Source organism: Mesorhizobium sp. M0563 (assembly GCF_040321065.1).
Lineage (GTDB): Bacteria > Pseudomonadota > Alphaproteobacteria > Rhizobiales > Rhizobiaceae > Mesorhizobium.
Map to the genome: position 1 here is coordinate 100,255 of NZ_JAMYQV010000012.1, position 24,915 is coordinate 125,169.

Below are 24,915 nucleotides of genomic sequence, written 5' to 3' on the forward strand. Positions count from 1 at the left end.
GCACTATTCCCCGACGAACCGGGCGGCGCGGGCGATCTTTTCCTCGTTGAGCCGACAGACGGTATCAAGCACCAGTCGCCTGGTTTCGGGGTGGACCTCGCGGCTGTTCTTCAGCGCGCGATGAACGGTGGCGGCGCCAAGTTCCGCCTTCTCGGCAATCTCCCGGATGGTGCAAAGCCGTTCCATGCCAAGCGCAGCTTCGAAAGCCATGTCGCTCCTCCTCGGTTGCATCAAGGCACGGCTTCCGGCCGGCCTCAAGCTCGAACGTCGGGGTTTGAAATCCAGAGCCGGGATTCTGCGATCCGCGCCGCGCAGGGAGCAAGGCGGCGCGGATCGCCGGGCGCATTCGCGTCGCTAACCCCATCGAGGCGCGCGCCCATTATGTTCCTCCGGCTCGCAATGCGGGCCGGTCAGTTTGCCTGCCGCGTTGCCACTTCGAAGCCGGCCTGCCGGGCGGTGGCGAGCAGCGAGAAATAGCCCTTGCTGGCATAGGTCAGCGGATGCGCCTTGGCCGGATCCTGCTCAGCCTCGACAACGATCCAACCCTCATAGCCGCGCGCGGCGAGGGGTTTCAGCAATGACAGGAAATCGACCGAGCCATCGCCGGGCACGGTAAAAATGCCGTCCACTACCGCCGCCATGAAGCTCATGTCCTCGCGGCGTGCCTTTTCCAGGACCGCCCTGCGAACATCCTTGCAATGGAAATGCACGATACGATCGAGATGCCGCTGCAACAGCGATTGCGGGTCGCCGCCCGAAAACAGGCAGTGGCCAGTATCGAACAACAGTCCGACGCTGTGCCCCGTCGCCGCCATCAGCCTGTCAACTTCATCGTCCGTCTCGACGATGGTGCCCATGTGGTGGTGGAAGGCCATGCCGACCCCGAATGCGGCCATGCGGGTGGCGAGGGCGGTCAGTTTCTCGCCATAGGCCCGCCAGTCGCCGTCGCCGAGGCGCGGACGCTCGGAGATCGGTGCGAAAATGCCGTCATGGCGACCGCGCGAGGTGTCGGCGTAGACGACGATCTTGGCGCCGAGGTCGCGCAGCAACGCCAGATGCGGGGTAATCGCCGCGAATTCCTCTTCGACCGTGCGGTCGAGGATGCGGCCATCATACCAGCCGGAGACGAGTTCCAGGCCATAGGAGGACAGGAGCGGCCCAAGCACCTCAGCCTGGCGCGGAAATTTCCCGCCGAGCTCGGTGCCGCGATAACCGGCCTGTGCGGTTTCGGACAGGCAGGTCTGCAGCGGCGTGTCGCCGCCAAGCGCCGGGACGTCGTCATTGCTCCAGGTGATGGGATTGATGCCGATCTTGACCGTCATGACGCCAGGCTTTTGCAGGCTTGCGAATGCAAGCCAGCCTGCAGACTGGCGACAAAGAGGCCCTGTAACTAGGTCCAGTTCAGCCTGATTTGGCAGAACCAATCAATAGTGACCGATTCTAGTCTTCCTTTGGGCGGCCAAAAAGGACGCGCAGTTCGTCCTTTGCGTCCTCCAGCACTTTCTTCTGCGCCGCCGGCAGGTTCTTGCCGGCGCGGTTGATGTAGAAATTCAGCATCGACATGGCGGATTGAAACGGCCCCGCCTTGCGCCGGTCGCTGTGCTCGGCCGACCGCCTCAGCGAGGCGGCGATCTTCCTCGGATCGTGGGATTCGAAGATGTGCTCCTCGAGATCCAGCGCGTCGCTATGCTCGGTGACGTCGGCAGACCATTTCCGTTGCGCGGTCATGGCAAACTCCTTCCACAAGCTCGTTCGAAAAGAAAACGCCCTATGGTGCGCCACTGTTCCACTTCGGCCCGCATCCCTGGAGCCACGGATTGGCCCGTCGTGGCGCTGCTCCGCGATGCGAATGCGCTGATAGTGGTCAGAACCGCCGATTTAAGAACTGCGGACAGGAAACGTTCTTGACCCCCATCGTCTCAAACCAGGCAGCAAGTTCCGGCATCGACAGTGCCTATGCCTGGATACGGCTCGGCGTCTCGATGCTGCTGGCAACCATAGGCGGGGTCGGCATGTGGGCGGTGGTCGTGGTGCTGCCCGCCGTGCAGGCAGAATTCGGCGTCGATCGCGCCGCTGCCTCGATGCCCTATACTGCGACCATGGTCGGCTTTGCCGCCGGCAATGTGCTGTTCGGCCGCGCCATCGACCGCGTGGGGTATTGGGTTCCGGCGCTGATTGCCGCGATTACACTTGGCGCCGGCTTCCTGCTGGCGTCGCTGACCAGTTCGATCCTGCAGTTCACCCTCGTCCAGGGCCTGTTGATCGGCGTCGGCTCGTCGGCGATCTTCGGGCCGCTGATTGCCGACATCTCGCACTGGTTCAACCGGCGCCGCGGCGTTGCGGTGACGGCTGCCGCGTCCGGCAACTATCTCGCCGGAGCGATCTGGCCGACGGCGATGCCCTATGTCATGCAGACCGAAGGCTGGCGCTTCACCTATGCCGCGATCGGCGTCGTCTGCCTGGTCACCATGGTGCCGCTGATCCTGCTGCTCCGGCGCGGCGCACCGCCCCACGCGGCTCCCGGATCGCCGGGCAGCCGCGTGGTCCAGCCGATCTCGCTGTCGCCGGCGGCCTTGCAGGCGCTGCTCATCGTCGCCGGACTCGGCTGCTGCGTGGCGATGTCGATGCCGCAAGTCCATATCGTCGCCTACTGCATGGATCTCGGCTACGGCGTGGCGCATGGCGCCGATATGCTGTCGATCATGCTGGCGGCGGGCGTCGTCAGTCGGCTTGGCTCGGGCTTCCTTGCCGATCGCATCGGCGGCGTCAAAACCCTGCTGATCGGCTCGGTGCTGCAATGCCTGTCGCTGTTGTTCTACATCCCGTTCGACGGGCTTGCCTCGCTTTATGTCGTCTCGCTGGTCTTCGGCCTGTCGCAGGGCGGCATCGTGCCCTGTTATGCGATCATCGTGCGCGAATATATGCCTGCCAAAGAGGCTGGCCAGCGCGTCGGCATCGTCATGATGGCGACCATCTTCGGCATGGCAATCGGCGGCTGGATGTCGGGCTGGATCTACGATTTGACCGGTTCGTATGCCGCCGCGTTCCTCAACGGCATTGCCTGGAACCTGCTGAACATTTTGGCCATGGTGCTGCTGCTGTGGAAGGCCCGGTGGAGCGCTGCTGTGACGGCCTGAAGCACGGCGACACGGGCACAGTCTCTCCGGCGGTCGCTTGACAATAGCCGAGGGCTGCGCGACGCCAGACAAGGTGTGGCAACGGGTTGGCAAGGCAGCAGTGGCAAAGACCCTGAACATCGTCTCACGGTCGCGTCTGGGCGGTTGCCCGGCGTCGGGACGAGTATAGTGATCAAGCCGCGCTCGCGCCGCGGCGGCGGCCGCCCGACCATCGCCGACGTCGCCCGCAAGGCCGGCGTCGGCGCCATTACCGTATCGCGCGCCTTGCGTGAGCCGGGGCGCGTCTCGGAAGATCTGCGCCGCCAGATCGAGTCTGCGGTGAACGAGCTCGGCTATGTGCCCGACCCGAATGCGCGGGCGCTGGCGTCGGCGCGCGCCGAGGTGTTTGGCGTCCTGGTACCGTCGCTTACCAACAACGTCTTTGCCGAAGTGGTGCGCGGCATCTACGACAGCCTGTCGGACGGCCCTTTCCGCATCCAGCTCGGCAACACCCACTATTCCGGCCTCGAGGAAGAGCGGCTGCTGCAGGTGTTTGGTCCGCAACGCCCGGCCGCGCTGATCGTGGCCGGCATCGACCAGACGCCGGCCTCGCGAAAACTGCTGGAAACGGCAGGCTGTCCGGTCGTGCAGGTGATGGAAACCGGGCCCGATCCGGTCGACATGATGGTCGGTTTCTCACATTTCGAGGGCGGCAAGGCGGCGGCGGAACATCTGATCGAGGCGGGCTATCGCCGGATCGGCTTCATCGGCGCGCGCATGGATCCGCGTTCGCAGCGGCGGCTTGCCGGCTATCGCGCGGCGATGGAGGCGGCCGGCCTGTTCGATCCGAGGCTCACCACCACGACGCCGGTGCCCTCCAGCGTGACACTCGGCCGCGAATTGTTCCGCGACGCGCTGGCCAAGGTGCCGAGCCTCGACGCGGTATTCTGCAACAATGACGATATCGCGCTTGGCGTGCTGTTCGAATGCCATCGCGCTTCGATCGCCGTGCCGAAGACGATCGGCATCGTCGGCTTCAACGATCTGGACATGATGGAGGTTGCTTTCCCGTCGGTCACCAGCGTTCGGACCTATCGCTACGAGATCGGCCGGCGGGCTGTCGCTATGGCGCTTGCGGCTATCGAGGGCAACAGGCCGGAGCAGCGGGTCGTCGACCTCGGCTTCGAACTCAAGCGACGTGAAAGCACGGCGCGCTGAAGCGAGCTCAACGCAATGTAAATGGCGCTTTACATAACGTCATGGTAGCGCTACCACTTTCCACGGTCGGAATTTCGCCTCGAAGAGCGGAGTCTGTTTATTATACATAAGCGACAGCTCATGCTTGTTTATTATGTATAATATGATAGTTTTTTGCGGGATTAGCCGGGCAATAAAGGAGGAAATCGGGTCGGCATTCGGCCACCTGAACGCGCAACGGGTAAGGCGGGAGGTGCCGGGCCGGGAACGCGCAAATTCATCGACGTAACAACAAACAAAACTGCAACTGGGAGGAATATCGATGATCAAGTCACTCGTTGGCGGTATCGTTGCCGCCACTGCTTTTGTCATGCTGAGCTCGTCGGCGATCGCCGATCCTGAAATCGTCAAGGGGCCATCGGCCGAGCCTGAGTGCTTCGCGCCCTGGTCTGCCGATACGCAGTTCTTCAAGTTCCCCAAAAAAGACGGCCCGTACCGCATCGCTCTGGCCAACGGCTACATCGCCAACACGTGGCGCATCCAGATGGTGCAGACGGCGAAGGCCTATGCGGCGCAGCCGGAGGTCGCGGCCAAGCTCAAGGAATTCAAGGTGGTCTCGACCGGCGAAGACGTGCCGGCCCAGATTTCGGCAATCAACAATTTCATCGATTCCGGCTATGACGCGATTGTCGTCAACGCCCAGAACCCGACCGCATTCGGCCCTGTCATCAAGCGGGCCAAGGAAGCCGGCGTCGTGCTGGTCGCTTTCGACAACATCCTCGACACCAAGGATGCCATCAACGTCAATGTCGACCAGAAAGGCCTTGGCGAATTGTGGGGCAACTGGCTGGTCAAGCATGTGCCGAACGGCGGCAAGGTGCTGGAAGTGCGCGGCGTCGCCGGCACGTCCGTCGACACCGACCGTCACAACGGCATCCACGAGGTTCTCGACGCGTCCGGCAAGAAGTGGGATGTCACCGAGGTCGTTGGCAAATGGGATGACGGCGTTGCGCAAAAGGCTTCGGCCGACGCCATTGCCACCAATGGTCCCTTCGACGGCGTTACCGGGCAGGGCGGCGATACCGGCATCGTGCAGGCGATGATCGATGCCAAGCATCCGTTCGTGCCGTTCGGCGGCGAGACGGAGAATGGCTTCCGCAAATTCTGCGCCAAGTTCGCCGCTGACGGCCTGAAATGCTCGTCGGCCGGTACCGGCCCGGCCCAGGTTGCGGTTGCCATCAAGACAGCGATTGCGGCACTTGAAGGCCAGGTCGTGCCGCAAGCGGTCAAGCTGCCGCTGGCGATCGTCGAGGATCCGAACTTCAAGGCAGGCCAGGATTACTTCCCCGACCAGTCCGACAATTTCTTCGTCGGCAATTCCTTCCCGACCTGCGGCATCAATTTCACGGCGCAGGAAATCATGGGCCAGAGCAAGGAAAACCAGTAAGCTCCAACAGCCCGACGCCGCGGGAAATCCCGCGGCGTCGGCGCTCGACATCCTGATTGCCAAGCGCCTGGGGAGGGCCGATGGACGGTGCGGTTCCGCTCTTCCGCATGGAAGGCATATCCAAGCGCTATGGCGGCGTGCGGGCGCTGGAAAAGGCCGAGCTGTCGGTCACTCCAGGCAGCATCCACGCCATTCTCGGCGAGAACGGCGCCGGCAAATCGACGCTGATCAAGGTCATGGCGGGGGTCGTCGCGCCCGACGAAGGCCGCATGATGCTGGACGGAAGCGAAGTGACCTTCGCTTCGCCGGCCGCCGCCAACCAGGCCGGCATCGTGTGCATCTTCCAGGAACTGTCGCTTGTCCCCGAACTCAGCGTGGCTGACAACATCGCCATTTCCGATCCGCCCAAGCGTTTCGGCATGATCGACCGCAAGGCACAGCGCCGCGTTGCGGAAGAAGCCCTGGCTCGCGCCGGCGCCTCCGATATCCATCCACTGGCGCTGGTCAAGGATCTTCCTCTTTCAAGAAGGCAGATGGTCGAGATCGCCAAGGCACTGGCGCGCAAGCCACTCATCCTGATCCTCGACGAGGCGACCTCGGCTCTGACCGCCGCTGACGTCGCCAGGGTTTTTGCCGTGTTGAAGCGGTTGCGTTCGGAAGGGCTGGCGCTGCTCTACATATCGCACCGCATGAACGAGATCGCCGAGCTGGCCGACCAGTGCACGGTGTTCCGCAATGGCCGCAATGTCGCCAGCTATGCGGCCGGCACCAAGAGCGACAATGAGGTCGTCGAACTGATGATCGGGCGCGAATACAGCCACATCTTTCCGCCCAAGCCCGCGCGGGCGGCTGCTACAGCCGCGCCGGTTCTCGAGGCGCGCAGCCTGTCATGGACGGATCGGCTGCACGATGTCTCGCTGTCGGTCGGGGCGGGCGAGGTGGTAGGGCTTGGCGGCCTCGACGGCCAGGGCCAGCGCGAATTGCTGCTCGCCTTCTTCGGTGTGCTGCGCGGCCTGTCGGGCCAAATCCTGATCGACGGCAGGCCGGTGGCGATCGCCAGCCCGGCCGCCGCGCGCGATGACCGGATCGGCATGGCGCTGATCCCGGAGGACCGCAAGACCGAAGGCTTGATGCTGCCGATGACGGTGCGCGAAAACCTCTCCTTCGCCGCCCTTGACCGGCTGTCCAGGGCCGGCATCATCGATCGCGCCGCCGAGCAGCGGCTGATCGACGACATGGTCGGTCTTCTGGCGATCAAGACGGCCGGCCTCGACATTCCGGTCGGCGCGCTGTCCGGCGGCAACCAGCAGAAGGTCGTCATCGCCAAATGGCTGATGCGGCAGCCGCGGATCATCCTGCTCAACGACCCGACACGCGGCATCGATGTCGGGACCAAGCAGGAGCTTTACCAGTTGATGCGCAAGCTTGCCGACCAGGGCGCGGCAATTCTGTTCTATTCGACCGACTATGACGAGCTGATCGGCTGCTGCGACCGGGTGCTGGTGCTCTATGACGGGGCGGTGAAGCGTGAACTGGTCGGCGCCGAAATCACCGAGCGGGCGCTGATCGCCAGCGCGCTCAACATTCACGAAGAGATGCCAAAGCAAGGAGCGGACGCGTGAAGGATTGGCGCTACTGGCTTGCCGAACAGCGCGGAACGCTGCTGGCGTTCGGCATCTTCGTCGTCATGTTCGTCATCTACACCTCGAACCATCCGGCGGGCTTCACCGCCAACGTCGTACAGACGGCTTCGAACAAGGGCGTGCTGCTCGCCTTCGTGGCCATGGCGCAGACGCTGGTGGTGATCACCGCCGGCATCGACCTCTCCGTCGGCATGATCTTCACGCTGACCAACTGCCTGGCGTCGTGGCTGGTCGTCGGCACCGGCATCGAGACCGCCTTCGGCGTCATCGCCGTGCTCGGCACCGGGCTGCTGTGCGGGGCAATCAACGGCGCCATCGTTATCTATGGGCGCCTGCAGCCGATCGTCGCCACCATCGCCACCGGCGCGGTCTATTTCGGCATCGCGCTGCTGCTGCGGCCGTTTCCGGGCGGCTCGGTCAATGAGGGGCTCGCCGACGCGCTGACCGGGCGCCTGTTTGGTATTGTGCCGGCGAGCCTGGTGGCGCTGGTGGCGGTCGTGCTTGTCGTCTGGGTGCCGTTCAGCCGGTCGGTGCTCGGCCGCGCCGCTTATGCAGCCGGCTCCTCGGAGATGGCGGCCTACATGTCCGGCGTGCCGATCCGGCGTGGAAAGTTCGCCGCCTATGCGCTTGCCGGGCTGCTTGCCGCGATCGGCGGGCTGTTCCTGACGTTCTTCACCTATACCGGCGATGCGGCCTATGCGAGCGGCAACGCCTATACGCTGTTTTCAATCGCCGCGGTCGTGCTTGGCGGCGTGTCGCTGTTCGGCGGCAAGGGCAGCGCCATCGGCGCGATCTTCGGCGCGCTTGCCTTCCGCACCATCGGCGACCTGCTGTTCGTCTTCGATTTCGATCCGCTCTGGCAGCCTCTGTTCCAGGGCGTCATCCTGCTGATCGCGGTCAGCCTCGGCGCCTTCGCCCTGTTCCGGGTCCGCAACCGGCTGGAGTGGTTCCTGTGAGCGAAACGACTGTGAGTGGTCTCGCCGGCCGCATGCCGAAATTCCTCCGCCGCGCCGACCCGGCGGTGCTGACGGCGTTCGCTTGTATCGTGCTGCTGCTTTTCCTCGGCAGCCTCTATTCGCGCAGCTTCCTGTCGCCTGAATACCTGTTGCAGCAGCTCAAGGTGGCCTCGTTTCTCGGCGTCATCGCCACCGGCATGATGCTGGTCATCCTGCTCGGCCAGATCGACCTGTCGGTGCCATGGTCGGTGGCGGTCGGCGCCATGATGGCCTGTGCCGCAGCCGCGTACGGCCCTGTCGGCGTGGCGCTTGCCATTCCGTTCGGCATCTTCTGCGGTGTCCTGATCGGCATCGTCAACGGCATTGGCGTCGCCTATCTGCGCATTCCCTCGATGATCATCACGCTCGCCACCAACGCGGTCGCGCAGGGGCTGATGGTGGTCTATACGGGCGGTTTCTCGCCGCAGGATTCGGCAACCGGTGCGATGCGCTATCTGGCGACCGGCTTTGCCGTTCCTGGCGTGCCGAACGCAGTTCTCATCTGGGCGCTGATCGGCGCCGCAATGGTGTTCGTGCTGACCCGCACCGGCTTCGGCCGCACTGTCTACGGCATCGGCAACCGCGAGCGTGCCGCCTATCTTTCCGGCATCGACACACGGCGCGTGGTGATGATCGCCTTTGCGGTTTCGGGCGGGCTCTCGGCCTTCGGCGGCGTGCTGTTGGCCGGCTATGCCTCCAAGGCGGCACAGTCGATGGGCGATGCCTATCTGCTGCCGTCGATCGCTGCCGTGGTGCTCGGCGGCACCTCGATCCTCGGCGGACGGGGCTCGTATCTCGGTACCGTCGCCGGCGTCATCCTGATCACGCTCCTGCAATCCATCCTTTCCGTCATGCAGATGCCGGAGGCGGGGCGGCAGATCATCTACGGCGTCGTCATCGTCGCCATGCTGCTGCTCTATGGCCGCGCGCCGGCAAGCCGCTGACCTGCATGACCGGGAACGACGTGTCATATAAGCCGGCGAGCACTGTTCGAACGATACCCGCCATCGTGGTGATGGGCGTTGCCGGCTGCGGCAAGTCGGTCGTCGGCGAAGCGCTTGCAGCGGCATTGGGCGCCCTCTTTATCGAAGGCGACAGGCTGCATCCGCCCGAAAACGTCGCGCGCATGGCGAGCGGACAACCGCTTACCGACGCGCTGCGCGAAGGCTGGCTCGACGCGATCGGCCAGCGCATGGCCGCGTCGATCGCAAGCGGGCAACGTGTGGTCGCCGCCTGCTCGGCGCTGAAGCGCAGCTATCGCGATCGCCTGCGCGGCTTTTGCCCGGATATCGTTTTCGTCTATTTGGAGATCGACCCGGCAACGGCGATGCGGCGCGTCGGCAATCGCAAGGGCCACTTCATGCCGGCAAGCCTGGTCGACAGCCAGTTCGCCACGCTGGAGGCGCCAGCGACGGACGAGGCGGCAATAACCTTGGATGGCACGCGTCCGGTCGCCGACATCGTCGCGACTGCCTTGAGCTTGCTGGCACGCTAGTTTAGCGCCTCGTTCAGTCCTGCAACTTTCGAGATTGGCTGTCATCCCTGGATTTCGCCAATCACAATGGTGAAGAGCGTAGAACTCGACGCGTGTGCTTGCATCGCTCTATGCCTCATCGCCATCGTCGAGCAAGCGGGTGGCGCGCCAGCGGGTGAGCACGATGTTGGTCTGTTCGATGACGAAGAAGCGCGCGGAATCGCGGTCATAGCCTTCGGCCAGCAGCTTTTCGTAGTCGGTGTGCATATGGCGGATGTGGGCTATTGTCGCCAGCCATACGGCAATGCTCGGTGGCAAGGTCTTCATATGCACGGCGCCGGCATCGGCACGGATCTTTTCCATGTCGGCATAGGGCGCCAGCGGCAGGAGCGCTGTCAGTGCCTTGGCGATGGCGCGGCGGCGGCCGGTCGGGGCGCTCACTGCTCATCCGATCTGGGTGACTCGTCCCGCCCGGCCATGGTCGCCTCGGCGAAGGCATCGGTCGAAGCGAAATAGGGCTTGATGTCGATGACCGGCGTGCCGTCGAGCACGTCGATGGCGTCGAGATCGATGCGGCCGATATCGATGTCGACGGCAACCAGCCTGGCTACATGCAGCCCAATTGGGTTCGGCCGGGCAGGGGAGCGCAGTGAAAAGACGCCCTTCGGTTCAACTGCATGGCGGGGTTTCTGGACAATCAGTTGCCGCGGCGCATGGTGCAGCCAGGACAGGATGATCACGTGGCTGGCGCGTTCCAGCCCAAGCAGGCCATCCCGGTAGAGCGGGTCGATGACCAAGTGCGCCGGCTGTCCTGTCTCCCGCGCGGCCCTCATGTTTTTGGGGCAGGTTTCCCGTGTCGTCCAAGGCGAAGCGATGCGGCCGATGAAGACGACATGGCCATCCGGCGGCATCGTTTCCGGGTCGGTTTCCAGAAGCTTTTCGCCGCTGCGCGTTTCGAACATGGTTCTCGCCTCGATGCTTGCGGCTTTGCGCGATCCGCCACGCATGCGTCATTTTCTTGTCCGGAAGCGACATAGCGCTTGCAAGCCTATCAAAATCGACATAAACATATGTTTATATCTTTTCAAAGAGAATGCTCGCATGCATGTCGCTCTCGACACGATGGTAGATACGTTGAAGGCGGCAGCCGAATCCAGCCGGCTGCGTATATTGGCGCTGCTGTCGCGCGGCGATCTAACCGTTTCCGATCTCACCGAAATCCTCGGCCAGTCGCAGCCCCGCGTCTCGCGCCATTTGAAATTGCTGCTGGAGGCCGGGCTGATCGGCCGCTACCAGGAGGGCTCGTGGGCCTTCTTCCGGCTTTCGGATTCCGACACGTCGCGCGATTTCGTGCTCAGGCTGGTCTCCGGCATCCGCGGCGCCGATCCACAGGTCGAGCGTGATCTCGAACGGCTGGCCGCGGTCAAGCGCAAGCGGCAGGACCGGGCCGCCCAATACTTCTCGGTCAACGCCGCAAGCTGGGACCATATCCGTTCGCTGCACGTGCCGGACCGCGCGGTCGAAGCAGCACTCGTAAAGCTCGTCGGCAAGCGGCCGTTCCAGTCGATGCTCGATCTCGGCACCGGCACCGGGCGCCTGCTCGAGATCTTTTCGCCGCTCTATCGGCGCGGTGTCGGCATCGATATGTCGCGCGAGATGCTGACGGTGGCGCGCGCCAATCTCGACAAGGCCGGCGTTTCGAATGCGCAGGTGCGGCAGGGCGATATTTTTGCGCCGCCGGTCGAGCGCGACGCCTTCGATCTCGTTACCATCCATCAGGTGCTGCATTATCTCGACGATCCTGCCCGCGCCATCCGCGAGGCGGCACGGCTGTTGCGCCCGGCCGGCCGGCTGGTGATCGTCGATTTCGCGCCGCACACGCTGGAGTTCTTGCGCGAGGAGCACGCGCATATGCGTCTCGGCTTTTCCGACCGGCAAATCGGCGACTGGTTTTCCGAGGCTGGCCTCGATCTCGAGGACAGCCAGGAATTCGAGCCGCGCGGCGGCAACGAGGCCAAGCTCACCGTCAAACTCTGGCTCGGCCGCGATCGGCGCATGCTGATTGCCGAGCCTTCCAACGACAGACAACCGGCCAATGCGTATCCGATAGGGGAAACCGCCTGATGAACCAGTTCCGCTTCTCCCGCCGCCCCGACATCGGCGACAAGGTCAGGGTTTCGTTCGAGTTCTTTCCGCCGAAAAACGACGAGATGGAAGCAAGGCTGTGGGATACGGTCACCCGGCTGGAGCCGCTCAAGCCCAAATTCGTCTCCGTCACTTATGGCGCCGGTGGTTCGACCCGCGAGCGCACGGCCCGCACCGTCAAGCGCATCCTCAACGAAACGACGCTGACGCCGGCGGCGCACATGACTTGCGTCGATGCGGCGCGTCACGAGGTCGATGCGGTGATCCGAGAGTTCGCCGATATGGGCGTCAAGCGTTTCGTCGCCCTGCGCGGCGATCCGGCCGAGGGCGTCGGCGCGGCCTACCGGCCGCATCCGGAAGGCTATGCCAATGGCGCCGAGCTGGTCGACGCGTTGAAGGGCGCCGGCGATTTCGACATATCGGTCTCGGCCTATCCGGAAAAGCATCCGGAAAGCCCGGATTTCGCCACCGACTTCGACATGCTGAAGCGCAAGGCCGACAATGGAGCGACGCGGGCGATCACCCAGTTCTTCTTCGACAACGATCTTTATGAACGCTATGTCGAGCGGGCACGGCGGGCCGGCATCTACATACCGATCGTGCCGGGCATATTGCCGGTGCACAATTTCACCCAGGTCGCCAACTTCTCGGCGCGTTGCGGCGCCTTGGTGCCGGCATGGCTGGCCGAGCGCTTCGATGGGCTGCAGAACGACCCGCAAACGCATGCGCTGGTGGCGTCCGCGGTTGCGGCCGAGCAGGTGCTGGACCTTGTCGAGCGCGGCGTCGGCGATTTCCACTTCTACACGATGAACCGGGCCGATCTGGTCTTTGCCATCTGCCACATGATCGGCATCAGGTCGCACGAAGTCGAGGCAGCTGGATCGGCCGCGGCGTAATGCGAAATGTCAAAGATCGGGGGAATGCAAAAGGCCGGGCAAAATGCCCGGCCCTTTCAATGGTTGTAGTATTCGGTGCTGGTCTTCCCCCGCTTAGCGGCCTTATGGAAGGACGCCCATAATGAGGGCGCCGATGAATGCAAACGCAGCACAAATCATCAATGCGTTGATCGGCCTCGTCAGTCCCATGTCATAGCCTCCTCTTAAAGAGCTATGGCGAGAGTCTAGGGTCATTTGTGCCACAGGCAAGCAGAAACTTTGCTGCAATGCGACGAGATTGTGGAATTTGCGACCTGCCGTTTGCCGTTAGGCATTGAAACTCTTTGTCAAAAGCCGGCTCGGGACCTGTGAATAATCTGTGGCAAAGCCGGGGCAGTAACGAGAATGGCAGCGCTACCGCTCCAGAAATCGGATTCGATTTTCGGACCGACTGAAGGTTCGGAGCGTCAGAGCGTCCTTTGCATGTCCAACCGGGTGCTGCACGCCATACGAATGCGATGGGGCAACCAGCAGCGCGTTGTGAGGATAGCCGGGACTTGCATATCCTGCCAATTGGCAGTATATTGTCTGCCAAGTGATGGAGGTTGGAATGAGTGTCGCTTATGCGGTTCGCGATCCTGCAAATCAGGCTTTGCCGGCAAATCTGGCGGATGCCTCGGCACGGGCGCGGCTCACGCCAGCGGCTGTTGCCGGCATCGTCAGGATCGCAGACATCTGGCATCTGACCAGCACCGAGATCTGCACCTTGATCGGCGACGTATCGGAGAGAACCTGGTTCCGTATGAAGAAAGGCGAGTGGGAGGGCGTTCTCTCCCAGGATTCGCTGACACGCATCAGCGCCCTGATCGGCATCTTCAAGGGACTGCGGCTTCTGTTTTCCGAAGCGCTTGCCGATGAATGGGTGCGGTTGCCGAACAAAGGACCTCTGTATGGTGGCCGGCGCCCCCTGGACGTGATGATCGAGGGCGGCATTCCGAAGCTGCTGCAGGTTCGCCAACACATCGACGCTTTGCGTGGCGGACTTTGAATGCAGATCCCGCCGCGCGCCGACATTTCCCAGCGCGACACGATCCGGCTGATTTCGACAGGCAGGCTCAAGGAGCCGGTCCTGATGCCGTTGGCCCGGAATCATGGAGATCTGGAGGACCTTGCGGAGCTTGAAGGAGCCACCAGCGGCCGTCTTCAGGCGCAGCAAGGGGGATTGCCCGACCTCGATCCGCGCGAACTGGTTTTCGGGAGGCCGGGCTACACCTTCATCAATGCGGCGTTCGCTTACACCCGTCCGGGCGGCAATCGTTTCAACGATGATGCCAGGGGCGTCTGGTACTGTGCGTTCGATGCGGAAACCGCGCTCGGCGAGGTCTCGTTTCATCTGACGCGCGAGCTTGCTGCGATCGAACGGTTCGAAAACGTTACCGACTATGCGGAGCTCGTTGCCGACTTCATAGGCTCGTTTCACGATCTGCGCGGCGCTGAGTTCAGCAAGGACCCGGTGCTCGATCCGGATACAGCCTTAGCCTATCCTGCCGGTCAGGCGCTGGCGAAGCAACTCCGCAAGCAAGACGCCGCGACCGGTTTTGTCTATCCTTCCGTGAGACATGTTGGCGGGACCTGCCTCGCCGCCTTCCATCCCGATCTCGTTCAGAATCTCCGGCAAGGCGGTCTCTGGCGTCTGGAATGGCAGGGTTCATCTGTTCCGGCGATCACGCCCATATAGCGCCATCTCTAGCGCCGCCCGAACAGGCGACCGTCGATGGTGACGAGGCCGAGCGCGATCAGCGCCATACCGCCGAGTTCGAACAGTTCGAGCCGCTCGCCCAGGAACAGGAAGCCGAGCAGGATGGCACTGGCCGGCACGATGAGCGTGACCAGCGAGGCGTTGGTGGCGCCGGCCGAAGCGACGAGGTTGAAATAGAGGATATAGGCGAAGGCCGTCGACAGCAGAGCCAGTGCCAGCACAGCCGCCCATACCGGCGGCGAAGCCGAAAACAGATTGGCAGCATCATAGGTGAACAGAACGACCGGGATCATGATGATGGTCGAGCAAGTCAATTGGCCGGTGGCAATGACCGGTGACGGCACACCCTTGAAGCGGCGGGCAATCATCAGCGCAACCGCATAGGATACCGACGCTCCGATGAGCGCGAATTTCGCCCAGACCGGGCCGCCGAGCCCGGCGACAAGGCCGGGACCGATCATCACCGCCGTTCCCGCGATACCGAGGGCGATGCCGGCAAGCTTGTTCCAGGACAGTTTTTCGTCGCTGGTCAGGGCGTTGGCGAGGATCAGCGTCCAGAACGGCGTCGTCGAATTGAGAACGGAAGCGACACCGGCGCCAAGCTCGGTCTGGCCGGCAAAGATCAGCGAGAAAGGGACGACATTGTTGGCGAGCGCCAGCAGGAAGAACAGGCCGATATGTGGGAAGGCGAGGCGAAAGGACGGGCCGCGGACCGCAAGATAGAACTGCAACGCGATCGCCGCGATGGTGACGCGGAACAGCACCAGCACCAGCGGCGGAAGTTCCGACACCGCAATGCGGGCAAAGAAGAACGAACCGCCCCAGATGGCGCCGAGCAGCAGAAGCTGCGCCCAGTCTTTGAGCACCATCGGCCCGCGCATCGTGGTGGTGGCAGCTATCGCCATTGGCCGTCCTCCCAGACGAGATGCCTTCCTCTTCAGGCGTCTGTTCACGCCATACCCGATCCGGCCGCAAGGGCCACCCGAAACCTGAGCGATGGCCTAGTTCGCTCATAACCGGCGTGCAGAACCGGAACAGCGCCGCGAAGCCGGGGCGGCGAGACATAGAATTGTTTTCATTAGCCGCTAGCTTGGATTAATTGTGCGCAGCCTCAGTCAAGGGATTCGTCCATGCAGCGATTCGAAAATGCCCGCGAGGCAGCGCTGGCGCTTCGCCCGGACGATCCGATCTATTGCTTCCGCCCGCAGGTGCTGAAGGCGGACGCCAAACAGTTCATGGGCATGTTTCCCGGCAAGACCGCCTATGCGGTCAAGACCAATGGTGAGCAGATCGTGCTCAACGCCCTGGTCGAGGCCGGCGTCAGCGCCTTCGATGTGGCCTCGCCCGGCGAATTCGCCGCCGTGCGCGCCGTCTCGCCGGACGCCGAGATGCTCTACATGCACCCGGTGAAGGCGCAGTCGGACATCAGGCTGGCGCTGGAAAAATACGCCATTCGCGTCATTTCGCTCGACCATGAGGACGAGATCACCAAGCTGACCAGGGTGGTGCGGGCGCTCGACATCGATCCGGGCGCGATCACCGTGTTCGTGCGCATCCAGACGAAAGGCTCGGCGGCCTACGAACTGTCGAAGAAGTTCGGCGCCGGACCGGCCAATGCGGTCGAACTGGCCGAACGGCTGAACCGAACCGGCTACAAGGTCGGGCTGTGCTTTCACGTCGGCAGCCAGATCGAGGATCCCGACACCTATGAGCGGGCGCTGGCTTCGGCCGACTGGGTGCGCAACCGCGTCGGTTTCGACATTGCCGGGCTCGATGTCGGCGGCGGCTTTCCGGCCGAATATGGCCATGATCCGAACAGCCGCAAGCCGGAGATGCCGTCGCTCGGCCAGATCATGTCGCGATTATCGGGCGACCTCCAGGAGTACCAATTCGACCAGATGCCGCTGGTGGCCGAGCCCGGCCGAGTGATCGTGGCGCGCTGCCTGTCGCTGATCGTGCGCGTGCTGCTGCGCAAGGGCAAAAGGCTCTACATCAATGACGGCATCTGGGCGTCGCTGTCGGATTCATGGACCGGCAAGATCACGCTGCCGGCGCGCTTCATCCCCGATCCGGCGATCCGCTCGCGCAATGGCGAGGATAAGACTATCGTGCCGTTCAAGGTCTGCGGCGCGACCTGCGATTCCGTCGACATATTGTCGCGGCCGTTCTGGCTGCCCGAAACCGTCGATACCGGCGACTGGATCGAGATCGGCCATATCGGCGCCTACTCGCTGTCGCTCAGGACACGGTTCAACGGCTTCTATCCCGACACCTTCGTCGAGGTGGCAACGCCATTCGACGAAGGCGACGCGCCGCAGGGGTTTGCCAGCCTGGAGACCATGGCGGATTAGTGAATAGTGAATAGTGAATAGTGAATAGTGAATAGTAGTAGCTCTTGTGCTCTGCGCGGCTCAGGTGTTGTTCTTTTCACCATTCACCATTCACCATTCACCATTCACCATTCACCATTCCGTCAGGCCACGCCACCGCCGGCCTGGATGTTCTCGCCGGTAAGCCAGCGAGCCTCGTCCGAGGCCAGGAAAACCGCGACATCGGCGACGTCGCGCGGTGCTCCGATCCGGCCGAAGGGCGACATGCCGGCGGCCACGGCGCGGTCCCGCTCCGGAAGCAGGTCGGTGTCGGTGAAGCCTGGTGAAAGCGCATTCACGGTAACGGCGCGCGGGCCAAGCTCACGCGAGAGGACGCGGACGAACTGCTCGACGGCTCCCTTGCTGCCGAGATAAAGCGCCGTCTGCGTGAAGAACATCCTGGTTCCACCGGTCGAGACGGCAATGATGCGACCACCGTCGCGAACGCGGCGCGCCGCTTCCTGAAGCGTGAAGAAGGTGCCCTTGGCATTGGCCCCGAACACATGATCGAAGTCCGCTTCGGTGGCCTCGACGAGCGGCTTTATGACGGCGACGCCGACATTGGCTACGACGATGTCAATCGGCCCCATCTGCCGTTCGGTTTCGTCGAACAACTTGCGAATGTCGGGGATGCTGGAGACGTCCGCATGGATGGCGACGGCTTTTCCGCCAATCCCTTCAATGGCGGCAACGACTTCCCTGGCTGCTTTCTCGTTGCCGACATAGTTGACGACCACGGCAGCACCCTTGGCCGCGAGCCCCTCGGCGATGGCGCGTCCGATGCCGCGCGAGCTGCCGGTCACAAGTGCAGTCTTGCCTTCGAGTGGACGATGCATGGCTGTTCCTTCGTCTGGCTACGGCCGCCTCGATCGAGCGGCGTTCCGGGGAAAAGCTAGGGGCATGCTATTGCTCAGAGAATAGCCTATTATCTAACTGACTTGTTAAGCCTGAGGTACATAATGCGAGGAAGCGAGTTTTCCGAACTCACGGCATTTGCAGCAATCATCGAAGAGGGAAGCTTTGTCCGCGCCGCGGCCAAGCTCAGGATTTCGCCTCCAGCACTCAGCCAGACGATACGTGGGCTGGAAGAGCGTCTCGGTATCCGCCTGCTTAACCGCACCACGCGCAGCATGTCGCCGACCGCTGAGGGCGAGAAGCTGTTTGCCCGCATCGCACCGGCATTCGGCGAACTGGAAGGCGCCGTCGCGGACGCGCATGCATCACGCGGCCGGCCAGCAGGCTCGCTGCGCATCAATGTTCCGCGCATCGCCGCCACGCGTTTCATCGCGCCGATCCTCGGCGATTTCCGCCGCGCCTATCCCGATATCGCCCTCACAATCATTGTCGACGACATGCTCACCGACATCGTCGAGGGCCGCTTCGATGCTGGAATCAGACTGGGTGAGCGGCTGCACAAGGATATGGTGGCTGTGAAGCTCAGCGAGGAGCTCGAGATGGCTGCAGTGGCGGCGCCGAGGTATCTGCAGCATCACCCGATACCCCGTCACCCCGCGGACCTGCATCAGCACCAGTGCATCAATTTCCAGTGGCCGAGCGGCGGCAATCTCTACCGGTGGGAGTTCGCCCGAGGCCAACGTGCCCTGGAAGTGGCCGTCAGCGGTGGCCTGACGGTCAACGATACGGACCTGATGATCGGGGCGGTTCTGGATGGGGTCGGCGTGGCGTACATGCTGGAATACCAGGTCCGGCCGTGGATCGAAGCGGGAAAGCTCATCCGCTTTCTCGAAGCCTGGTCGCCGAGATTTCCGGGTTTTTATCTATATCACGCAAGTTCCCGGCAGGTTCCCGCGCCGCTGCGAGCCTTCATCGATTTCTTGCTTGCCAGGCGGTGATGTGAATAGTGAATAGTGAATAGTAGTAGCTCTGGTGTTCAGTGCGGCTCGGGTGCTATTCTTTTCACCATTCACCATTCACCATTCACCGCCCTCACAGCCTCGCCAGCAGCTCGAGCGTCGGCCAGCCGTCGACCGGCAGGCCCAGCCGCATCTGCTCCTTGCGGATCGCCTCGCGGGTGTTGGTGCCTAGGATGCCGTCGACGGTACCGACGTCATAACCTTTCGCCTCGAGCTTGGTCTGCAGCGCCTTCATCTCGTCGCCGTTGAGGCCGGGTTCCGGGTTGCGCGGATCGAATCGCGGCGCGCCCCCCAGCCGGGCGGCAAGATTTGCCGCGGTCAGGGCATAGGTGAAGGATTGGTTCCACTCGAGATAGACGTCGAAATTGTCGTAGGTCAGGAAGGCTGGCCCCTTGCGACCCATGGGCAGCGCCAGGCCGGCCTTCAGGCCGTTGTCGAGAAGCGGCGTGCCGTCTGGCCTGGTAACGCCCCACTGGGTCCATTGCATCAACGGCAGCTTGTTGGTGCGTCCCGTCTGCTCCCACGGCAAATCGTCGGGCACACGGACTTCCTCGATCCAGGGCTGGTCGCGCTTCCAGCCGCGCGACTGGATCTTGCTGGCCGTGCTCATGATCACATCAGGCGCGCTGCCGCGCAGGTCGACCAGGCCATTGCCGTCGCCGTCCACGCCGTGGCCGAGATAGTCGGAAGGCAACATCTGCGTCTGGCCGATCTCGCCGGCCCAGGCACCGGTCACGTCGGCCGGCACCACGCCGCGATCGATCAGCATCAGCAGCGGCACGATCTGCGGCCGGAACAACTGCGGGCGGCGGCAGTCATGCGAGAGGCTGACCAGTGCGTTCAGTGTGTGGAAATCGCCTTGCACGGCGCCAAAATCGGTTTCCAGGGCCCAGAAAGCAGCGATGACCGGCGCCTGCACGCCGAATTCGCGATCGGCGCGGGCAAAGATCTCGGCATATTTTTGCAGATTGGCCGCGCCTTGCTTCAGTCGATGCGACGAGATCATGCGGTTCGAGAATTCGATGAAGGTCTGGGTGAAGACGCCCTGGGCGCGGTCGCGTGCCAGCGCCTTCTCATCGAGGGTGGCGTTTTCCAGCGCATCAAGGCCGGCAGCGCCGACGCCGGCCGCCCTGGCCTCCGCCGCCACGCCCTGCTTCCATGCCTCGAAATCGCCGCCGCATTGCTGTGCCGCGGCCGGCACGGCGGTCAGGAGCAGCGCCGCGAGAATTCCAAAGCGCGATCGCATCGCCATCCTTCCGAGAAGATTACCAGCGGTTGCGGGTATTCGTCATTGGCTGTGTCGAAAAGCAGGCGGCAGGCCTGGTGTCAACGGGTGTTCTGCCGCAACCACTTCTTCCAGGCGGCTTCGGAGCCGTTGAAGACGTTGATGTCGGCGTTTCCGGCCATGCCCGGCACGACGCCCGTTCCGGTATACTGCCAGAAGGTGAATGGATGGCTGCCGTATTTCTGGCGCGGGTGCCCGGCGACGGAGCGCAGCCAGTAGGGGTAGCCCCGGAAACCCGATAGACCATTATCTTCGAAGAAGTCGACCGACGTGTAGATGATCGGCTTCTTGCCGTAGTGTTTTTCGACGATTTTGAGGAATGTGCTCATCTCGCTGCGTACCGTGGCGGAATCTGGCCGCAGCTTGCAGGTCGGCGATTTCGGGTTCCATTCCATGTCGAGAACGGGCGGCATCGCCGAACTGTCTTTGGGCACGTTCTGGATGAACCAGCGCGCCTGGGTAGCGGCCGGCGTGCAAAAGTAGAAGAAATGATAGGCGGCACGGGGGATACCCGAGGCCTTCGTGCGGCTCCAATGCTCGTTGAAAGCTTCATCGAACCGGTCTCCGCCTTCGGTAGCCTTGATAAAGGCAAAGGAGATGCCGCTGGCCCTGGCCGCCGGCCAGTCGATCGATGTCTGGTATTTGGAGACGTCGGTGCCGTGGACGGCGTAGCTCCACGGTGCGCCGCTATCCCATTCATGCGGGTCGGAATCGGCAAAACGGGGCGCGCGTACCGCAACCGTCGGGGCGCTGGACGACGACAGCGATGGCGTCAGATCATCGACCGTCGAGCAGGCACCAAGCAGCATCAGCGTGATGAGGACCGCGAAACGGCGCATCGCTACTTCCCGAGCCGGTTTCAGCCGGCCGCTGATGGGTCTTTCCGCGGGTGGCCCCTCGACCGGGCGCGACGCGTTTGAAACTGACTTACGCGAAGCGCCTGGATCTTCGTTTCATGCATTCCCAAACCGTTGCGCAGTTTGGGACACATGCATGCAAGCCCAGCCGGACGATCACCCCACAGAATCGCCCAGTCCCTCGTGATCGCCGATCATGGTTGATATTCGGTTGACGGCGCTCGACAAGAGCCGCGATTTTGCCGAAACAATGGCGGCAAATCGATGACATAGATCGCGCTCGGGGGGAATTCGAAAAAAATGCAGATCCTTCTGAAGTTCGTCAAATGGCTGCTGGGCCTGGCTGTGCTGGCCGCTGCGATGCTCGCCGGCTGGCTGTATTTCGCGCCGCCGGAACTGATCCGCGTCGGTTCCGGCTATTCGGCCAAGATCGTCTGTTCGAACGTCTTCATCGCAGGGCGAGACGCCGACGACGTGCTCGCCGTCGATGTGCAGGCGCCGGGCCATCCGCTGCTGAAGCTGATGAGAGTGTCGGTGGACAAGGAGAAGGGAACGGTTTCGGCGGGCCTGTTCGGCGGGCTCGGCAAGAGTGTCGCGGTCGCCCGCGACGGGCTCGGCTGCGCCTCGGTTCCCGACAGCGATATTGCCGCCGCCAAGGCTGTCGCGGGAGTTGCACCGACGCCGGCGCCGCTGCCCGATGCGATCTGGCCGGAGGGCGACAAGGCCGATGCCTCGCAGGATCCCGAGGTCACGGCAATCCTCGACGATCCGGCATTGACCGGTGCTGGCATGCGGGCGGTGGTGGTGGTCAAGAACGGCCGCATCGTCGCAGAGCGCTATGGCGACGGCTTTTCCGAAAAGACCCCGCTACTGGGCTGGTCAATGACCAAGACGGTGAATGCGGCGATCGTCGGCACGCTGATGAAGGACGGCAAGCTGGCGATCACCAACCAGGGCCTGTTTCGACCCTGGCAAGCAGATGGCCGTGCCGTGATCAGCCTCGCCGACATGATGGCAATGTCGAGCGGACTGGAATTCAACGAGGATTATGGCGACGTCGCCGATGTGACGCGCATGCTCTATCTCGAACCGGACATGGCAGCATTTGCCGGATCCAAGCCGCTGACCGGCGAGGTCGGCAAGGTGTTTTCCTATTCGAGCGGCACGGCGGTGATGCTGTCCCGATTGTGGCAGGACGCGATCGGCGACAAGGACAAGGCGCTGGCGTGGCCGAGGGTCGCGCTGTTCGATCCGCTCGGCATGCGGAGCGCGGTGCTAGAGGCCGACGAGCACGGCACCTTCGTCGGCTCGTCCTATCTCTATGCCACGGCACGCGACTGGGCGCGCTTCGGCCAATTCCTGCTGCAGGGTGGCGTCTGGAACGGCAAGGCGATCCTGCCCGCCGGCTTCGTCGACTGGATGCGGGAACCGGCAACTGCCTCGAAGGTCTACGGCAAGGGGCAATTATGGATCGAAGGGCCGGGCGACGAGGAAAATCCCGGCGCCGGCATTGCCGCCGGCCTGCCCAAGGACACCTACTGGATGGAGGGGCATGATGGGCAAACGGTCGCCATCATTCCCTCCGAGCAGCTGGTTGTGGTGCGGCTCGGGCTGACGCCGGCCAGGCTCGGCTACCGGCCGCAGGTAATGGTGGCGGCGCTGGTCAAGGCGCTGCATTAGGCTGTATCGATATTCAGGTGATACCGGCCTGCAAACGGCGGTTTCCTGCGCTTCCGGCCTTCGCCGGCCAAAGCACTCATGAGCGGTCGTGGCAGTTAAGGCTACGGCCGGCGTAGGCCGGTGCTCACGTACCCAAAAGTACACCCCGCGCCGGTTCTCGGAGCCCACCGTTTTCGACTCGGCCTGACCTGAATCTCAACACACCCTGGCTATCGACCTAGGCCGATCACAGCGAGCCACGCATAGCCGCGATAAAGCGCTTGGAAACGGAAGCTTGCACCGGTTCTTGCAGATTCCGAATCCAGAACCGCGCGCAGCGATTGACGTGGCTCGACATGGAATTTTTTCAGCCAGCCGCGCAGCAGCGTGCGGAACCAGCGGGGCAGGGCCTCCTGCTGGCCGAAATCGACGATATGCAGCGAGCCGCCAGATGACAGGGCAGCAAGAGCCGCGGATACCGTCTTCTCCCAGCCGGGGATCATCGACAGCGAATACGAGACAAAGACGCGGTCGAAATTTTCGACGCCGAACAGCGCCTTTGCGTCGAAATCCGTGGCATCGCCGCGCGCCAGCGTGACGCGGCCGGAGAGGCCTTCGCGGGCAAGGGCGGCGGTGGCCGTCTCCAGCATCTCGGCCGAAATATCGAGGCCGAAGAAGCGCGCGCCGGGATAGCGGCGGGCGGCAAGGATGATGTTGCTGCCGGTGCCGCAGCCGAGCTCGAGCACGGTGCCGCCGGCCGGCACATCCAGGCCGGCGATAAGCCGGTCGCGACCGAGCAAATAATATTTGCGGGTCAGGTCGTAGATATGACGCTGCCAGCGGTAAACGCCGTCCATCAGCTCGGCATGGCTGGCCGGCAACTCGGTCGTGCTCATGCGCCCTGCTTCACGTAGAGATGAAAGCCGCCATAGATCGCCGAGCGGTCGCGCGCCGAAAACTCGCGCGAGGCGTCGTTCTCGTAGCGCCACTGGTCGAGCAGCGAATTCGAGACGCGGCCGGGCAGCAGGCTGGGTTCCGCTGCGGTGCGGAAGATGACGCGGGCGCCGGTGGAGGCGGTTCGGGTGATCTCGGCCCACAACCCGTTGAGCTGGTCGTCCGTCATCCAGTCCTGTGCGTCGAGCAGCACGAAGCGGTCGACCGAACCGGCATCCTTGCCGGCAAGGAACTCGATCAGATTGGCATGGTGGATTGCCACGCGATCGACATTGTTGCGGATCGTCTTGTAGTTGCGCTTTTCGAGATAGGCGGGCAGGGCGGCCTCGCCGGGATTGGGATAGCGGCGGGCAAAAGCCTGCCAGGCGAAATAGTTGGTCTTCAGCGGAAAATCGCAGGCGAGCTTTTCCAGCCGCGCCTTGAGCACGCTGGCCATGGTGCCGTCACCCGAGGTGATCAGCGAATCGTACTGGGCCGGCGGAATGCCGAGGCCGAACAGCGAAGCTTTTCGCGAAGTCGCCCATTTCAGCAGCGGTTTTTCGAAGACCGGCGCCAGCTCTTCGTCGAAGAAGCGGCGCTGATCGGCGATGCTCTTGGCGTCCATGATGTCGGCCGGGTCGACGCCGAAGAATTTTGCGGTGCGATGGCCCATGGCGATGAACAGGCCAAGCAGGCCGGTCTGGTAGAAATTGCGGTCGAAGACAGCGATGCGGCGACGGCCGCGCCAGCTGCGGCGCTCCCAATAATGGCGGCTGACCGGGTCGAGATGCGGTGCGATGAAGCGGTCGTAGGCCTGCGAATTGTGCCCGGTCTCAGCCGCGCCGAAGAAACGGAACAGGTCGCCCTGCGACGGCAGGTGACGGACGGCTTCGAGCTTCATACGGTTCAGCGCGATGTGGGCGGTGTTGAGGTCGACGGCATCGATCCTTTCCGGCGACCGGGTGAGATAGGCGAGGATGTTGCAGCCGCCCGAGGCAATGGTGACGATGCGGTGACCCTTGCCGAGCTGCATCGCGTCCATGTCGATTTCGGGGTCTTCCCAGATCTGCGGGTAGACAAGGCCGGAGAACAGGAAGGCGAACAAGCGCTCGGAGATGCCGGCTTTCGACAGCGGGCGGTTCTGGTAGACGGCTTTGCCAACTTCCTTGCCGCGGCGAAAAACCAGTTCTCCAGAAATGTCCGTCATGGCAAGGCGATTCCCCGTTTGCTTTGCCGCAAGCGGGTAGCGCAGGGTCATGACAGGCCGGTGACAGCCTGTTGACGCGA

General features: G+C 63.2%; 25 protein-coding genes. 14 read left to right on the forward strand and 11 right to left on the reverse strand.

Annotated elements, in window-relative coordinates:
* Window positions 1-3: 3 nt before the first annotated feature.
* The 3 genes from NKI50_RS17055 to NKI50_RS17065 all read right to left on the reverse strand — a co-directional run bounded on the left by NKI50_RS17055 (window position 4) and on the right by NKI50_RS17065 (window position 1,728).
* Complete coding sequence (locus NKI50_RS17055; protein ID WP_352481565.1) at window positions 4-210, reverse strand: LacI family DNA-binding transcriptional regulator; 207 nt, start codon at window positions 208-210, stop codon at window positions 4-6.
* A gap of 200 nt (window positions 211-410) precedes the next feature.
* Window positions 411-1,322, reverse strand: a complete 912-nt coding sequence (gene iolE / locus NKI50_RS17060) for a myo-inosose-2 dehydratase (protein WP_352481564.1) — start codon at window positions 1,320-1,322, stop codon at window positions 411-413.
* Between the two features lie 118 nt (window positions 1,323-1,440).
* Complete coding sequence (locus NKI50_RS17065) at window positions 1,441-1,728, reverse strand: DUF3175 domain-containing protein (RefSeq protein WP_352481563.1); 288 nt, start codon at window positions 1,726-1,728, stop codon at window positions 1,441-1,443.
* A gap of 176 nt (window positions 1,729-1,904) precedes the next feature.
* Between NKI50_RS17065 and NKI50_RS17070 the strand changes: the two genes are divergently transcribed.
* The 7 genes from NKI50_RS17070 to NKI50_RS17100 all read left to right on the forward strand — a co-directional run bounded on the left by NKI50_RS17070 (window position 1,905) and on the right by NKI50_RS17100 (window position 9,893).
* Window positions 1,905-3,137: an MFS transporter gene (locus tag NKI50_RS17070; protein WP_352495777.1), complete on the forward strand. Its 1,233-nt coding sequence runs from the start codon at window positions 1,905-1,907 to the stop codon at window positions 3,135-3,137.
* Window positions 3,138-3,305: 168 nt separating this feature from the next.
* Window positions 3,306-4,334 (forward strand): HTH-type transcriptional regulator GntR, encoded by a 1,029-nt coding sequence (gene gntR / locus NKI50_RS17075; RefSeq protein WP_352481561.1) that lies wholly within the window; start codon window positions 3,306-3,308, stop codon window positions 4,332-4,334.
* A gap of 301 nt (window positions 4,335-4,635) precedes the next feature.
* Window positions 4,636-5,760, forward strand: coding sequence for a sugar ABC transporter substrate-binding protein (locus NKI50_RS17080; protein WP_352481560.1), 1,125 nt, complete (start codon window positions 4,636-4,638; stop codon window positions 5,758-5,760).
* An 80-nt stretch (window positions 5,761-5,840) separates the two neighbouring features.
* The gene (locus NKI50_RS17085) at window positions 5,841-7,382 is read left to right on the forward strand and encodes a sugar ABC transporter ATP-binding protein (protein ID WP_352717167.1); all 1,542 of its coding nucleotides are present in this window, start codon (window positions 5,841-5,843) and stop codon (window positions 7,380-7,382) included.
* On the forward strand, window positions 7,379-8,359 hold the full coding sequence (locus NKI50_RS17090; RefSeq protein WP_023721232.1) for an ABC transporter permease: 981 nt from the start codon (window positions 7,379-7,381) through the stop codon (window positions 8,357-8,359). The genes NKI50_RS17085 and NKI50_RS17090 overlap by 4 nt, the downstream gene beginning before the upstream one ends.
* Window positions 8,356-9,342 (forward strand): ABC transporter permease, encoded by a 987-nt coding sequence (locus tag NKI50_RS17095; protein WP_352495779.1) that lies wholly within the window; start codon window positions 8,356-8,358, stop codon window positions 9,340-9,342. The genes NKI50_RS17090 and NKI50_RS17095 overlap by 4 nt, the downstream gene beginning before the upstream one ends.
* Before the next feature lie 5 nt (window positions 9,343-9,347).
* Entirely contained in the window at window positions 9,348-9,893 is a 546-nt protein-coding gene (locus tag NKI50_RS17100; RefSeq protein ID WP_352481557.1) for a gluconokinase, read from the forward strand.
* Between the two features lie 108 nt (window positions 9,894-10,001).
* Here the strand turns inward: NKI50_RS17100 and NKI50_RS17105 are convergent, their stop codons facing one another.
* Window positions 10,002-10,313, reverse strand: coding sequence for a DUF2293 domain-containing protein (locus NKI50_RS17105; RefSeq protein WP_352481556.1), 312 nt, complete (start codon window positions 10,311-10,313; stop codon window positions 10,002-10,004).
* Window positions 10,310-10,834 carry a tRNA (N6-threonylcarbamoyladenosine(37)-N6)-methyltransferase TrmO gene (gene tsaA / locus NKI50_RS17110; RefSeq protein ID WP_352495781.1) on the reverse strand — a complete coding sequence of 175 codons (525 nt, stop codon included), beginning with the start codon at window positions 10,832-10,834 and terminating at the stop codon, window positions 10,310-10,312. Before tsaA ends, NKI50_RS17105 begins: the two co-directional genes overlap by 4 nt.
* Before the next feature lie 139 nt (window positions 10,835-10,973).
* Between tsaA and NKI50_RS17115 the strand changes: the two genes are divergently transcribed.
* From NKI50_RS17115 to NKI50_RS17130, 4 genes are all read left to right on the forward strand, one after another.
* Entirely contained in the window at window positions 10,974-11,996 is a 1,023-nt protein-coding gene (locus NKI50_RS17115; RefSeq protein WP_352717169.1) for an ArsR/SmtB family transcription factor, read from the forward strand.
* On the forward strand, window positions 11,996-12,913 hold the full coding sequence (metF, locus tag NKI50_RS17120; protein WP_023676795.1) for a methylenetetrahydrofolate reductase [NAD(P)H]: 918 nt from the start codon (window positions 11,996-11,998) through the stop codon (window positions 12,911-12,913). The genes NKI50_RS17115 and metF overlap by 1 nt, the downstream gene beginning before the upstream one ends.
* Window positions 12,914-13,502: 589 nt before the next feature.
* A complete protein-coding gene (locus tag NKI50_RS17125) occupies window positions 13,503-13,940 on the forward strand; it encodes an antitoxin Xre/MbcA/ParS toxin-binding domain-containing protein (RefSeq protein WP_352641191.1) in 438 nt (145 codons plus the stop codon).
* Window positions 13,941-14,630: an RES family NAD+ phosphorylase gene (locus NKI50_RS17130; protein ID WP_352641190.1), complete on the forward strand. Its 690-nt coding sequence runs from the start codon at window positions 13,941-13,943 to the stop codon at window positions 14,628-14,630.
* A gap of 8 nt (window positions 14,631-14,638) precedes the next feature.
* Here NKI50_RS17130 and NKI50_RS17135 read toward each other — a convergent pair whose 3' ends face one another.
* Window positions 14,639-15,556: a DMT family transporter gene (locus NKI50_RS17135; protein ID WP_352641188.1), complete on the reverse strand. Its 918-nt coding sequence runs from the start codon at window positions 15,554-15,556 to the stop codon at window positions 14,639-14,641.
* A 225-nt stretch (window positions 15,557-15,781) separates the two neighbouring features.
* Between NKI50_RS17135 and NKI50_RS17140 the strand changes: the two genes are divergently transcribed.
* A complete protein-coding gene (locus NKI50_RS17140; RefSeq protein ID WP_023721223.1) occupies window positions 15,782-17,002 on the forward strand; it encodes an alanine racemase in 1,221 nt (406 codons plus the stop codon).
* 122 nt (window positions 17,003-17,124) lie between these two features.
* Here the strand turns inward: NKI50_RS17140 and NKI50_RS17145 are convergent, their stop codons facing one another.
* A complete protein-coding gene (locus NKI50_RS17145; RefSeq protein WP_352641186.1) occupies window positions 17,125-17,856 on the reverse strand; it encodes an SDR family oxidoreductase in 732 nt (243 codons plus the stop codon).
* Between the two features lie 123 nt (window positions 17,857-17,979).
* Between NKI50_RS17145 and NKI50_RS17150 the strand changes: the two genes are divergently transcribed.
* On the forward strand, window positions 17,980-18,873 hold the full coding sequence (locus NKI50_RS17150) for a LysR family transcriptional regulator (protein ID WP_352481552.1): 894 nt from the start codon (window positions 17,980-17,982) through the stop codon (window positions 18,871-18,873).
* 94 nt (window positions 18,874-18,967) lie between these two features.
* On the opposite strand, the gene NKI50_RS17155 is transcribed toward NKI50_RS17150, so the two are convergent.
* Both NKI50_RS17155 and NKI50_RS17160 read right to left on the reverse strand, forming a co-directional pair.
* Entirely contained in the window at window positions 18,968-20,140 is a 1,173-nt protein-coding gene (locus tag NKI50_RS17155; RefSeq protein WP_352481551.1) for a lytic murein transglycosylase, read from the reverse strand.
* Between the two features lie 80 nt (window positions 20,141-20,220).
* Window positions 20,221-21,018: a glycoside hydrolase family 25 protein gene (locus tag NKI50_RS17160; protein ID WP_352481550.1), complete on the reverse strand. Its 798-nt coding sequence runs from the start codon at window positions 21,016-21,018 to the stop codon at window positions 20,221-20,223.
* Between the two features lie 318 nt (window positions 21,019-21,336).
* On the opposite strand from NKI50_RS17160, the gene NKI50_RS17165 reads away from it, so the two are divergent.
* Window positions 21,337-22,716, forward strand: coding sequence for a serine hydrolase domain-containing protein (locus tag NKI50_RS17165; protein ID WP_352481549.1), 1,380 nt, complete (start codon window positions 21,337-21,339; stop codon window positions 22,714-22,716).
* 209 nt (window positions 22,717-22,925) lie between these two features.
* Here the strand turns inward: NKI50_RS17165 and NKI50_RS17170 are convergent, their stop codons facing one another.
* Together NKI50_RS17170 and NKI50_RS17175 are read right to left on the reverse strand one after the other, a co-directional pair.
* The gene (locus tag NKI50_RS17170; RefSeq protein WP_352717174.1) at window positions 22,926-23,591 is read right to left on the reverse strand and encodes a class I SAM-dependent methyltransferase; all 666 of its coding nucleotides are present in this window, start codon (window positions 23,589-23,591) and stop codon (window positions 22,926-22,928) included.
* A complete protein-coding gene (locus tag NKI50_RS17175; RefSeq protein WP_031194591.1) occupies window positions 23,588-24,886 on the reverse strand; it encodes a BtaA family protein in 1,299 nt (432 codons plus the stop codon). Before NKI50_RS17175 ends, NKI50_RS17170 begins: the two co-directional genes overlap by 4 nt.
* Window positions 24,887-24,915 lie beyond the last annotated feature (29 nt).

Coding starts and splice junctions, on each gene's coding strand:
- NKI50_RS17115 (WP_352717169.1), top strand. CDS start 10,974: ATGCATGTCGCTCTCGACACGATGGTAGATACGTTGAAGGCGGCAGCC.
- NKI50_RS17170 (WP_352717174.1), bottom strand. CDS start 23,591: ATGAGCACGACCGAGTTGCCGGCCAGCCATGCCGAGCTGATGGACGGC.
- NKI50_RS17085 (WP_352717167.1), top strand. CDS start 5,841: ATGGACGGTGCGGTTCCGCTCTTCCGCATGGAAGGCATATCCAAGCGC.
- NKI50_RS17165 (WP_352481549.1), top strand. CDS start 21,337: ATGCAGATCCTTCTGAAGTTCGTCAAATGGCTGCTGGGCCTGGCTGTG.
- metF (WP_023676795.1), top strand. CDS start 11,996: ATGAACCAGTTCCGCTTCTCCCGCCGCCCCGACATCGGCGACAAGGTC.
- NKI50_RS17145 (WP_352641186.1), bottom strand. CDS start 17,856: ATGCATCGTCCACTCGAAGGCAAGACTGCACTTGTGACCGGCAGCTCG.
- NKI50_RS17140 (WP_023721223.1), top strand. CDS start 15,782: ATGCAGCGATTCGAAAATGCCCGCGAGGCAGCGCTGGCGCTTCGCCCG.
- tsaA (WP_352495781.1), bottom strand. CDS start 10,834: ATGTTCGAAACGCGCAGCGGCGAAAAGCTTCTGGAAACCGACCCGGAA.
- NKI50_RS17155 (WP_352481551.1), bottom strand. CDS start 20,140: ATGCGATCGCGCTTTGGAATTCTCGCGGCGCTGCTCCTGACCGCCGTG.
- NKI50_RS17150 (WP_352481552.1), top strand. CDS start 17,980: ATGCGAGGAAGCGAGTTTTCCGAACTCACGGCATTTGCAGCAATCATC.
- iolE (WP_352481564.1), bottom strand. CDS start 1,322: ATGACGGTCAAGATCGGCATCAATCCCATCACCTGGAGCAATGACGAC.
- NKI50_RS17135 (WP_352641188.1), bottom strand. CDS start 15,556: ATGGCGATAGCTGCCACCACCACGATGCGCGGGCCGATGGTGCTCAAA.
- NKI50_RS17055 (WP_352481565.1), bottom strand. CDS start 210: ATGGCTTTCGAAGCTGCGCTTGGCATGGAACGGCTTTGCACCATCCGG.
- NKI50_RS17175 (WP_031194591.1), bottom strand. CDS start 24,886: ATGACCCTGCGCTACCCGCTTGCGGCAAAGCAAACGGGGAATCGCCTT.
- NKI50_RS17125 (WP_352641191.1), top strand. CDS start 13,503: ATGAGTGTCGCTTATGCGGTTCGCGATCCTGCAAATCAGGCTTTGCCG.
- NKI50_RS17080 (WP_352481560.1), top strand. CDS start 4,636: ATGATCAAGTCACTCGTTGGCGGTATCGTTGCCGCCACTGCTTTTGTC.
- NKI50_RS17100 (WP_352481557.1), top strand. CDS start 9,348: ATGACCGGGAACGACGTGTCATATAAGCCGGCGAGCACTGTTCGAACG.
- NKI50_RS17160 (WP_352481550.1), bottom strand. CDS start 21,018: ATGCGCCGTTTCGCGGTCCTCATCACGCTGATGCTGCTTGGTGCCTGC.
- NKI50_RS17065 (WP_352481563.1), bottom strand. CDS start 1,728: ATGACCGCGCAACGGAAATGGTCTGCCGACGTCACCGAGCATAGCGAC.
- NKI50_RS17130 (WP_352641190.1), top strand. CDS start 13,941: ATGCAGATCCCGCCGCGCGCCGACATTTCCCAGCGCGACACGATCCGG.